The organism is uncultured Phenylobacterium sp., from assembly GCF_902826855.1.
In the GTDB taxonomy this organism is placed as follows: domain Bacteria; phylum Pseudomonadota; class Alphaproteobacteria; order Caulobacterales; family Caulobacteraceae; genus Phenylobacterium.
Genome location: NZ_CADEGK010000098.1, coordinates 7,442 through 17,389 on the forward strand (window position 1 = coordinate 7,442; position 9,948 = coordinate 17,389).

At 70.3% G+C, this 9,948-nt stretch carries 13 protein-coding genes; 8 read left to right on the plus strand and 5 right to left on the minus strand.

Annotated features, from left to right (window positions below):
• On the plus strand, positions 1-761 hold a 761-nt coding region (locus QZV94_RS14175; protein WP_293678572.1), incomplete at its 5' end, for an AarF/UbiB family protein.
• Here QZV94_RS14175 and QZV94_RS14180 read toward each other — a convergent pair.
• Complete coding sequence (locus tag QZV94_RS14180) at positions 758-1,312, minus strand: hypothetical protein (RefSeq protein ID WP_293678558.1); 555 nt, start codon at positions 1,310-1,312, stop codon at positions 758-760. The genes QZV94_RS14175 and QZV94_RS14180 overlap by 4 nt on opposite strands.
• Positions 1,313-1,425: 113 nt before the next feature.
• Here QZV94_RS14180 and coaBC point away from each other — a divergent pair, with 113 nt between their 5' ends.
• The 3 genes from coaBC to QZV94_RS14195 are packed head-to-tail and all read left to right on the plus strand — an operon-like array spanning position 1,426 to position 3,982.
• A complete protein-coding gene (coaBC, locus tag QZV94_RS14185) occupies positions 1,426-2,613 on the plus strand; it encodes a bifunctional phosphopantothenoylcysteine decarboxylase/phosphopantothenate--cysteine ligase CoaBC (protein WP_293678559.1) in 1,188 nt (395 codons plus the stop codon).
• Positions 2,610-3,068, plus strand: coding sequence for a dUTP diphosphatase (gene dut / locus QZV94_RS14190; RefSeq protein WP_293678560.1), 459 nt, complete (start codon positions 2,610-2,612; stop codon positions 3,066-3,068). Before coaBC ends, dut begins: the two co-directional genes overlap by 4 nt.
• A 32-nt stretch (positions 3,069-3,100) precedes the next feature.
• Positions 3,101-3,982: a phytanoyl-CoA dioxygenase family protein gene (locus tag QZV94_RS14195; RefSeq protein WP_293678561.1), complete on the plus strand. Its 882-nt coding sequence runs from the start codon at positions 3,101-3,103 to the stop codon at positions 3,980-3,982.
• 162 nt (positions 3,983-4,144) lie between these two features.
• On the opposite strand, the gene QZV94_RS14200 is transcribed toward QZV94_RS14195, so the two are convergent.
• Positions 4,145-4,591 (minus strand): helix-turn-helix domain-containing protein, encoded by a 447-nt coding sequence (locus tag QZV94_RS14200; RefSeq protein ID WP_293678562.1) that lies wholly within the window; start codon positions 4,589-4,591, stop codon positions 4,145-4,147.
• 72 nt (positions 4,592-4,663) lie between these two features.
• Between QZV94_RS14200 and QZV94_RS14205 the strand changes: the two genes are divergently transcribed.
• Together QZV94_RS14205 and QZV94_RS14210 are read left to right on the plus strand one after the other, a co-directional pair.
• A complete protein-coding gene (locus QZV94_RS14205; protein ID WP_293678563.1) occupies positions 4,664-5,401 on the plus strand; it encodes an SDR family NAD(P)-dependent oxidoreductase in 738 nt (245 codons plus the stop codon).
• An 11-nt stretch (positions 5,402-5,412) separates the two neighbouring features.
• Complete coding sequence (locus QZV94_RS14210; RefSeq protein ID WP_293678564.1) at positions 5,413-6,021, plus strand: 2-hydroxychromene-2-carboxylate isomerase; 609 nt, start codon at positions 5,413-5,415, stop codon at positions 6,019-6,021.
• On the opposite strand, the gene QZV94_RS14215 is transcribed toward QZV94_RS14210, so the two are convergent.
• From QZV94_RS14215 to QZV94_RS14225, 3 genes are all read right to left on the minus strand, one after another.
• A complete protein-coding gene (locus tag QZV94_RS14215) occupies positions 6,018-7,457 on the minus strand; it encodes an amidase family protein (RefSeq protein ID WP_293678565.1) in 1,440 nt (479 codons plus the stop codon). The two genes, QZV94_RS14210 and QZV94_RS14215, sit on opposite strands and share 4 nt — an antisense overlap.
• Positions 7,454-8,224, minus strand: coding sequence for a 4-hydroxy-tetrahydrodipicolinate reductase (gene dapB / locus QZV94_RS14220; protein ID WP_293678566.1), 771 nt, complete (start codon positions 8,222-8,224; stop codon positions 7,454-7,456). Before dapB ends, QZV94_RS14215 begins: the two co-directional genes overlap by 4 nt.
• Positions 8,225-8,352: 128 nt before the next feature.
• Positions 8,353-8,553, minus strand: coding sequence for a hypothetical protein (locus QZV94_RS14225; RefSeq protein WP_293678567.1), 201 nt, complete (start codon positions 8,551-8,553; stop codon positions 8,353-8,355).
• On the opposite strand from QZV94_RS14225, the gene QZV94_RS14230 reads away from it, so the two are divergent.
• Positions 8,552-8,836 (plus strand): hypothetical protein, encoded by a 285-nt coding sequence (locus QZV94_RS14230; protein WP_293678568.1) that lies wholly within the window; start codon positions 8,552-8,554, stop codon positions 8,834-8,836. The two genes, QZV94_RS14225 and QZV94_RS14230, sit on opposite strands and share 2 nt — an antisense overlap.
• 199 nt (positions 8,837-9,035) lie before the next feature.
• Positions 9,036-9,948: malic enzyme-like NAD(P)-binding protein (locus tag QZV94_RS14235; protein WP_293678569.1), on the plus strand; the 913-nt coding region annotated here is incomplete at its 3' end.

Genomic DNA, 9,948 nt, shown 5'->3' on the forward strand with positions numbered 1-9,948 from the left:
CGGAAGGGCTGCCGCTCACCGACGACGCGGCGCTGGACCAGCCGGGCCTGGACCGCAAGGCGCTGGCGGACAACCTGACGCGCGCCTTCCTGGCCCAGGCGCTGGACCACGGCGTCTTTCACGCCGACCTGCACGAGGGCAACCTGTTCGCAGCCGCGCCGGCGAAGCTCTATGCGGTGGACTTCGGTATTATCGGGCGGCTGGGAGCCGCCGAGCGGCGCTACCTGGCTGAGATCCTCTGGGGCTTCCTGCGGCGCGACTACGAACGGGTCGCGCAGGTGCACTTCGACGCGGGCTACGTGCCGGCCCACCACAGCGTCGCGGCCTTCGGCCAAGCCCTTCGCGCTGTCGGAGAACCGGTGTTCGGCCGTCAGTCCAATGCCGTGGCCATGAGCCGGGTGCTGACCCAGCTGTTCGAGATCACCGCCCTTTACGAGATGCGCCTGCGGCCGGAGCTGGTGCTGCTGCAGAAGACCATGGTCACCGTCGAGGGGGTGGCCCGCCGCATCGACGTCACTCACGACATCTGGGCGGCCGCCGAGCCGGTCGTCAGCCGCTGGATCGCCCGCGAGCTATCGCCCGTCACCCGCATACGCCGCTTCGCCGGCGAGGCCGAAAGCGCGCTGCGCAACATCGCCCGCATGACGACGCCGCAGCCGGTCGCGGTAGTGGGGCCGGTGCGGTCGGGCCCGTTGCTGTGGTTCGCGCTCGGCGCCCTGGTCGCCGGCGGCGCGTTCGCAGCGGGCCTGCTGCTCCGCTAGGCGTCGTCGTCGCGGTCGCGGCGGGAGGCGGCGCTCTGGCGGCGCTGCTCGCGGGCCTTCTGTTCCTCCCAGTAGGCGCGGCCCTCGTCCGGGTGGAACATGGTGCGCGGCGCGCCCTCCCGGCTGGCTACGGCGAAGACATTGGCCTTGGGGTCGTAGAACAGGGTGTCGCCGTTGCGCCGCGTCATCGTCAGCGTGCCCTTGGGGGGGTCGCCCACAAAGTCGTGGGCCTTCTGCACGAAGGCCTCAAGGTCCCTGGCGCCGAAGTCGCGGCCGTTGCGCTCGAAGGCCCGCCGCGCGTTCTCATCGGCCGAATACCGTCGGCTGGCCGACCACATCGGCTTGCCGTCCACGAGCTTCACCGGCTCGCCGCGCCGGTCGGCCCGGGTGGTCTCGTCAGCAGACGGCGCGCCCGAATAGGCCTCGTCGCCTGTGTTCGCCGCCACCTGCGTTCCGCTCGATGGTTTCTGGGCGACAGCCGACGGGCCGTTGTCACAAGCCGCCAGGGTCAGGGCCACGGCGGCCAGCAACAGAGTCCTCGTTCCAGGCATCCCTTAATCTCCGGTAAGGCCAAGCTGGAACAAATAATGAACACAAGCTCACGGGTTTGTCGAGTCCCCTCCGATGCCCTAAATCGAGGCCCTCACTGATGGGGGCCTCGGCCTTGAGCGAGAAGCGGGTTCTCCTGATCGTCGGCGGCGGCATCGCCGCCTACAAGGCGCTGGAGCTGATCCGGCTCCTGCGCAAGGCCGGCGTCGGCGTCCGTCCGATCCTGACGGCGGCGGGCGCCCAGTTCGTCACGCCGCTCAGCCTCTCGGCGCTGGCCGAGGACAAGGTCTATTCGGAACTCTTCAGTCTCACCGACGAGGCTGAGATGGGCCACATCGAGCTGTCCCGCTCGGCCGACCTCGTGGTCGTGGCGCCGGCCACCGCCGACCTGATGGCAAAGGCGGCGAACGGCTTGGCGGGCGACCTCGCCGCCACCACGCTGCTCGCCACCGACAAGCCCGTCCTGATGGCTCCGGCCATGAACGTACGCATGTGGGAGCACGCCGCCACGCAGCGGAACCTGGCGACGCTGCGCGCAGACGGCGTCGTCTTCGTCGGCCCCGACGAAGGCGCCATGGCCTGCGGGGAGTACGGCGCCGGCCGCATGGCCGAGCCGCCCGCAATCTTCGCGGCCATCATGGCAGCCCTCGGGCGGGGCGGCCCGCTCGAAGGCAAGCGCGCCGTTATCACCGCCGGCCCCACCGCGGAACCCATCGACCCGGTGCGGCTGATCACCAACCGCTCCTCGGGTAAGCAGGGCTATGCGATCGCCCAGGCGCTCGCCGCCCTTGGCGCCGATGTGACCCTGGTCAGCGGCCCGACGGCGCTGGCGGCTCCCGCGGGCGTCCGCCGTGTGGAGGTGGAGACCGCCTGCCAGATGCTGGCGGCCTGCGAGTCGGCCCTGCCGGCGGATATCGCCGTCTGCGTAGCGGCCGTCGCCGATTGGCGGCCGCAGAACCTGCAGGGCTCGAAGATCAAGAAGGGCGCGGACGGCCCGCCAGCCCTTGGCCTGGTGGAGAACCCGGACATCCTCGCGACGCTGTCGAAGTCAAACCGACGGCCGAAGCTGGTGGTGGGTTTCGCCGCCGAGACCGACGATGTCGAGGCCAACGCCGCCGCCAAGCTCGCGCGCAAGGGCTGCGACTGGATCGTCGCGAACGACGTCGGCCAGGGCGGCACGCTGGGCGGCGACGACAATGCCGTGGCCATCGTCACGTCCGAGGGAATCGAGCGATGGGACCGCATGGCCAAGGGCGAGGTGGCCCGCCGCCTCGCCGCCCGCATCGCGCAGGAGTTCCAGTGACGTCCCCGACCGTCCCGATCACCCGCCTGCCGCACGGCGAGGGGATTCCGCTTCCGGCCTATGAGACCGCCCAGGCGGCCGGCATGGACCTGCGCGCGGCGGTGCCGCAAGACGAGCCACTGGTGCTTCGACCGGGCGACCGCTTCCCCGTCCCGACCGGCCTGGCCTTCGCCCTGCCCCCCGGCTTCGAGGGTCAGGTGCGGCCACGCTCGGGGCTGGCGTTCAAGAACGGCGTCACCTGCCTGAATTCCCCGGGCACGGTGGACGCCGACTATCGCGGCGAGGTGAAGGTGATCCTGATCAACCATGGGCCCGAGGACTTCACCGTGCGCCGCGGCGACCGCATCGCCCAGCTGGTTATCGCCCCGGTGGCGCAGGCGCGCTGGGCGGAGGTCGCGAGCCTCGACGAGACGGCGCGCGGCGCGGGCGGCTTCGGGTCGACCGGCGGGCGATAGGCAACCAGCTTCCCAGGCGAGACATGGCTTCAGTGCGCGATCTGCTTCCGGGCGTGCCCCTGATCGACAGCCCGTTCTTCGACGAGATCCTGGAGACGTCGAACTGGGACGCCGAGACCCGGCGCGTGGCCACCGAGCTCCACCGCGACGGCTTCGCCACCCTAGACTTCCAGGAGCCGGACCTGGACGCCCTGGCGGCCGACATCGATCGCACCCTGTTCTCCTCACTGCCTTGGGAGGATTGGCGGGCCGGACGCCTCGATGGCCTGGAGCGGGTGGGGGAGGCCTGGAGCTACAACGACAGCGTCCGGCGGATCGCGGCCAACGCCCACGTGGTGGACCTGCTGGGACGCGTCTACGGCCGCCGCGCCTTCCCCTTCCAGACGCTGAACTTCGCCATCGGCTCACAGCAGGCCGCCCACGTCGACCTGGTCCACTTCGCCTCCATGCCGGAGAATTTCATGTGCGGCGTCTGGCTGGCGCTGGAGGACGTCGCCGACGGGGCCGGGCCGTTGATCTACTATCCCGGCAGCCACCGCTGGCGGCTGTTCCTGAACGAGCACATCGGGCGCATCGCCCCGCCCGCAGACCGCATCGGCGACGACCTGGGGAAGTTCGACGCCATCTGGGCCAAGCAGCGTGAGGCTTCGGGCGTGGCGCCGGTGCGGTTCCATCCACGCAAGGGCCAGGCGTTGATATGGCATGCGGGCCTGCACCACGGCGGGGCGCCGCACACCGATCGCAGCAGGAGCCGCAAGAGCCAAGTCACCCACTACATGTTCGACGACTGCGCCTACTGGACGCCGATGCTCTCGGCGCCCTTCGCCGGCCGGATCGCCTTCCGGCGTCAGACCCCGGACGTCCGCACCAGCGAGATCGTGGCGAACAGGGCGAATGGTGGCCCCCGTAGCTGACGCATTCATGGATACCACCGCCCCGCCGCTGTCGAACCAGCTACCGCCGGGCGCGCCCGGCGCAGCGCCCCGCCGCAGCCTCGCCAGCCGCGCGCTGGACCGGCTTCGGCGGATGGTGGCGGGCTAAACTCCCGCGCCGGCCCTTCGTTTGGGGCGGAGAAGCTAACGCGGCCGCGCACGGACCTCGACGTCGCGCGCGGTGATGCGGTCGCCGCATTCCGAGCAGCTCATCACCGGGGCGAAGTCACAGCCGCAGGCCTTGTGCCGGTGGATCAGTGGTGCGCCCGCCGCGCCGGCTCGGTGCACGTCGCCCCAATGGACGATCGCCATCATCACCGGGTGCAGGGCCAAGCCCTTGTTGGTCAGGCGGTATTCGTGGCGGACGGGGTTCTCCTGGTAGGCGTCTCGGCGCAGGACGCCTTCATCGACGAGTTTTTTCAACCGGTCGGCAATGATGCTGCGGGAGATGCCAAGGCGCCTCTCGAAGGCCTCGAAGCGCCGCACCCCCAGGAACAGGTCACGCAGGATCATCAACGTCCAGCGGTCGCCGATGACGGCCACCGAGCGAGCCACGGAGCAGTCCTCGTCCGGAAGATCGGTCCACTTCATCGTCGGCGATCCTGCCGTTGACTCAGTTCGGATTCAAGACTTAGTTAGTTCGAAATCCGAATGGAGTGGGTGATGTCGGAGCGCAAACCCGTCTGCCTGGTAGTCGGCGCCGGCGACGGCTTGGGCTCGGCGATCGCCAGGGCCTTTGCGGCGGAGGGCTATCCCGTCTGCATGACCCGTCGGGCGCGCAACCTGGAGGCGCTGGAGAAGGTTGCTGAGGACATTCGGGCGGCCGGTGGGGCGGCGCATGCCTATGGGGTGGACGCGCGCGACGAGAACGCGATGGTCGCGCTGTTCGACACCATCGAGCGCGACGTCGGGCCGCTGGAGGTGGTGGTCTTCAACATCGGCGCGAACGTGCGGTTCGGCATCCGCGAGACCACGGCGCGGGTGTTCACGAAGGTCTGGGAGATGGCCTGTTTCGCGGGATTCCTGGCCGGGCGCGAGGCGGCCAGGGTGATGGTCCCGCGGGGCAGGGGCACTGTCCTGTTCACCGGGGCCACGGCAAGCGTCCGCGGGCGCGAGGGGTTCTCGGCGTTCGCCGCGGCAAAGCACGGTCTGCGGGCCGTTGCGCAGAGCATGGCGCGAGAACTAGGGCCGCTGGGCGTCCACGTCGGCCATGTGGTGATCGACGGCGGCATAGACGGTGTCTTTATCCGCGGCGTCCGCGAGAACGCCGAGGCGCTACTGGCCAACGACGAGATCCTGAGGCCGAAGGACATCGCCCAGGCCTTCGTGGCCGTCCACCGCCAGGCGAGATCGGCCTGGACCCACGAGCTTGATCTGCGCCCCTGGCGAGAGACTTGGTGAGGAGCGCCGCGATGGCCACCATCGACTTCATCTTCGACTTCGGCAGCCCCAACGCCTATCTCGCGGAGAAAGTCCTGCCCGCGATCGCGGGGCGGACCGGGGCGAGGGTCAATCGCATCCCTTGCCTGCTGGGCGGCATCTTCAGGGCCGCCAACAACGCCTCGCCGATGGTCGCCTTCGGCGGCGTGAAGGGGAAGCTGGCCTACGAGGCTCTGGAGACCCGGCGGTTCGTGGCGAAGCATGGGCTTGTAGCCTTCCGCCAGAACCCGCACTTCCCCGTCAACACCCTGCTGATCATGCGCGGCCTGGTCGCCGCCCGCCGCGCCGGGATGGAAGAGCCTTACGTGGCCGCTGTGCTCGCGGCCATGTGGGAAGCCGGCGAGAAGATGGACGACCCGGAAGTCGTGGTCCGGGTCCTGAGCGCCGCCGGCCTGGACGGCCCGGGCCTGGTCGCCGCCACCCAGGACCCGGAGGTGAAGGCGGAACTGATCGCGAACACCGAGGCCGCGGTCGAGCGCGGCGTCTTCGGCATCCCGACCTTCTTCGTCGGGGGCGAGATGTTCTTCGGCAAGGACCGGCTGGGGCAGGTCGAGGAGGAAGCGGCCCGTCAGGGGACCTAGAGCGGCGGAGCCACGAAGCCACGGACGTTCTCGTCGATCGCATGGGCGAGCGCCAGACAGCGTGCGTCTCCGCCTAGAGGGCCGATGAGCTGGACCCCGACAGGGAGGCCGCCCGGGGTGAGGCCGGCGGGTATGGCTGTGGCCGGGAGGTGCAGGGCGGTCGCCAGGCTGATCCAGGTGATCAGGGCGTTGTAGGCGATGCCCCCCCCGTCAGAGGTCTTCAGGGACCGCCGCGCAAAGGGTCGCTTGTCATGCAGGAAGGCCGGTACGGGGGTGATGGGCGCCAGGATCACGTGCCAGCGGTCGAACTGTTCGGCGATCTCGTGGCGCAGGCGCGCACGCACGGCGTCGGCGGCCATCCACTCACGGTGGCGGGCGGTGTAGGCCACGGTCATGGCGGCGGTGGACAGCGGCTCGGCGCCCCGGGCCAGGGCCGCCTTGGCGAACGGACGCCGCAGTTCCATGGCGCGGAGCGCGCTGGGCGGCATGTCCTCGCCCAGGATCGCGCCCAGCAGGGTCTGGTAGCTGTGGAGCAGGACCCGCATGTCGGTGGGGCTCTGGATGAGCTCCACCTCGGCGCCGGCCAAGCGCAGGTCCCTGGCGAAGGCTTCGATCACCGCCCGCACCTCCGGATCGAGCGGGCAGAGCGGGTCATCCAGCCACAGGCCGATGCGCGCGTCTTGGAGGTCGGCGGGCGGGGCCTTGGGCGCCAGCGGGCCGTTCTCCAGGATCGACAGCAGGAGGCGCAGATCCCGCGCCGAACGCGCCATCGGGCCGACCACGTTCAGGTCCCGCTCGGCGTGCGAGCCCGGGTGCGGCGGGACGTGGCCGCGCTGGGAGACGAGGCCCCAGGTCGGCTTGTGGCTGAACACGCCGCAGAAGCCCGCCGGCACGCGCAGCGAGCCGCCGATGTCGGAACCGATCTCCAGCGCCGTCACCCGCGCCGCCAGCGCCGCCGCCGCCCCACCCGAGGAGCCGCCCGGTGTTCGGGCAAGGTCCCAGGGATTGTTGGTCGCCCCATAGAGGCCGTTCGCGCTCTGCCAGTCCGCCGCCATGACCGGCACGTTGGTCTTGCCCCAGATCACCGCTCCGGCGTGGCGCGCAGCGCCGGGCGCCGCGGCGTCGCCCACCATCCGGCGGCGGAAGGCGGCCAGCCCCGAGGAGGCGGCCATGCCGGACACGTCGAAGGTGTCCTTGACCGTCATAGGCAGGCCGGCCAGCAGGCCCACGTTCTCGCCGCGGGAGCGGGCGTCGTCGATCGCCCGAGCCTGCTCCAGAGCCCGCTCCGGATCGGCGGCGACCACCGCGTTCAGGGCGGCGTGGGTCTCGGCGTGGCGGGCCAGCGACGCCTTCAGGAGTTCCACGGCGGAGACGCGTTTGCCGGCAAGGGCGGCCAGCTGGGCGGTGGCGTCCTGCTCGAGCAGGCTTTCGGTCACTGCCGGAAGCCCAGCACGTGCTGCATGTCGTATTCACCCGGCGGCTTGCCGACCACCCAGCGGGCGGCCGCCACCGCGCCGCGCGCGAACAGGCCCCGGTCGCGGGCGGAGTGGGACAGGGTAAGTATCTCGTCCTCGGCGGCGCAGACCACGCTGTGCTCGCCTACGATGCCGCGCCCGCGCAGCACCGAGAAGCCGATCTCCCCCACCGGCCGCTCGCCTGTGATGCCTTCGCGGCCGTGGCGCGCCACCTCGCTGAGCGCCACGCCGCGACCTTCAGCCGCCGCCGCGCCCAGCATCAGGGCAGTGCCGGAAGGCGCGTCGACCTTGCGGCGGTGGTGGGCCTCATGGACCTCGATGTCATAGGCGCTGGCAGGCAGGGCCTTGGCGACCTGGCCCACCAGGCCGATCAACATGTTCACTCCAAGGGCGAAGTTGCCGGTGCGCACCACGGGGACGCGCCCGGCGGCTTCAGAGATGCGGCGCAGGTGGTCGGGCGACATCCCGGTGGCGCCGATCACCAGGGCGACCCCTCGCCCCGCCGCCTGGGCGGCCAGGGCCACCGAGGCTTCGGGGGTGGTGAAGTCGATGACCACGTCCGCGGCGGCCAGCGCCTCAGCGGCGGAGACCAGGCCCTCGCCCGCAAGCTCCGGCCGGTCGAAGGGGCCGGCGAGCGCTAGCGTCGGGTCGGCCTCCACGGCGGCGGTGATCGCGCGGCCCATGCGGCCGAGCGCGCCGGCGACGGCGATCCTGATCGGGGCGGGCAAGGCGGTTTCTCCGTCGTGAGGCCCTTAACTCCCGCGCGGGCGGCACGCGGTCAATGGCCGCAACGTCCCATCGAGAAAGGGCGGCCCTTGGGACCGCCCTTCCATATCCTCACGGGATCTTCTGGCGCCTACTTCTTCCTCAGCATCGTCTTGATCTCGTCCTGGCTGGCGTTGACCGTAGCCGCGCCGCTGGCGACCGCCAGGCTGCCGGTATCCACCGCGAAGGTGTCGGAGCCCATCTTGATGGTGGCGGTCTTCTTGCCGCCGGCCGCGGCCTTCACGTCCGTGATCGTTCCGATCGTTGCACCGGTCGAGTCCTTCACGGCCATGCCGGTCGTGACGCTGGCGTTGGCGCCGGAGGAGGAGGCGCTGGCGGCGGACGAAGTTGAGGTATCGACCTCAGCCGAGGTTGAAGGGGGGACGGCCGGCGTAGCAGGCGTTGCTGGCGTGGCCGACGAAACCCCCGGCGTGGCAGGCATCGCCGGTGTGGCGGGGGTCGCCGGAGTCGCCTGTGGCGGCGACGCGCCTGGCAATTGGCCGGCCGCACCGGAAGCCGGCGTCTGGGCCAGCGCTGGAACGGTGGCAAGGGCGAGCGCCGCGGCGGCGGCGTAGGCGAGGCGTTTGTGCATAGGCAGGTCTTCCCATCTGCGCGCCCCCGCACCCGACGGCATCAACCCGACGGCCGCGCCAAAGGTTCCCCGTCATATTCTGGAGGCGTTGTCCCTATGACCCGGGGTCTATAGGCTGACCGCTTCCGGGAATTCGAAGAGCCAGGGGACGCACCCCTGGCGGCTGGGGGCGGGACATACAGATGGACCAGGTCGAGAAACGCACCTTCACCGACGAGGAGGCGTTGGACTTCCACCGCTACCCGACGCCCGGCAAAATCGGCATCCAGGCCACCAAGCCGATGGCCACCCAGCGCGACCTTTCCCTGGCCTATTCGCCGGGCGTGGCGGTGCCGGTGCTGGCGATCGCCAAGGACCCCGAGCTCGCCTACGAATACACCTCCAAGGGCAACCTGGTGGCCGTGATCTCCAACGGCACCGCGGTGCTGGGCCTCGGCGATCTCGGCGCGCTCGCCTCGAAGCCGGTCATGGAAGGCAAGGCGGTGCTGTTCAAGCGCTTCGCCGACGTCGATTCGATCGACATCGAGCTTGCCAGCGAGGACACCGACGCGCTGATCGAGGCGATCGCGATGATGGAGCCGAGCTTCGGCGGCATCAACCTGGAAGACATCAAGGCGCCCGAATGCTTCATCATCGAGCAGGCCCTGCGCGAACGCATGAAGATCCCGGTGATGCACGACGACCAGCACGGCACCGCGATCATCGCCGCCGCCGGCCTGGTCAACGCCTGTTTCATCACCGGCCGCGAGTTCAAGGACGTCAAGGTGGTGGTGAACGGCGCCGGCGCCTCGGCGCTCGCCTGTACCGCGCTGATCAAGTCGATGGGCGTACGCCACGACAACGTGACGATGTGCGATACCAGGGGCGTGATCTACAAGGGCCGCGCCGGCATCGACCAGTTCAAGTCGGCCCATGCCGTGGATACCGACGCTCGTACCCTCAAGGAGGCGCTGGTCGGCGCCGATATCTTCCTCGGCCTGTCGGCCAAGGGCGCGGTGACCCAGGACATGGTCAAGGACATGGCCAAGCAGCCGATCATCTTCGCCATGGCCAATCCCGATCCCGAGATCACGCCGGCGGACGCCAAGGCGGTGC

Excerpts from the sequence above, each read along its gene's own strand:
- QZV94_RS14205 (WP_293678563.1), top strand. The coding sequence starts at position 4,664 with ATGTCGGAGCGCAAACCCGTCTGCCTGGTAGTCGGCGCCGGCGACGGC.
- QZV94_RS14200 (WP_293678562.1), bottom strand. The coding sequence starts at position 4,591 with ATGAAGTGGACCGATCTTCCGGACGAGGACTGCTCCGTGGCTCGCTCG.
- QZV94_RS14225 (WP_293678567.1), bottom strand. The coding sequence starts at position 8,553 with ATGGCCGTGAAGGACTCGACCGGTGCAACGATCGGAACGATCACGGAC.
- QZV94_RS14210 (WP_293678564.1), top strand. The coding sequence starts at position 5,413 with ATGGCCACCATCGACTTCATCTTCGACTTCGGCAGCCCCAACGCCTAT.
- QZV94_RS14180 (WP_293678558.1), bottom strand. The coding sequence starts at position 1,312 with ATGCCTGGAACGAGGACTCTGTTGCTGGCCGCCGTGGCCCTGACCCTG.
- QZV94_RS14230 (WP_293678568.1), top strand. The coding sequence starts at position 8,552 with ATGCCGGTCGTGACGCTGGCGTTGGCGCCGGAGGAGGAGGCGCTGGCG.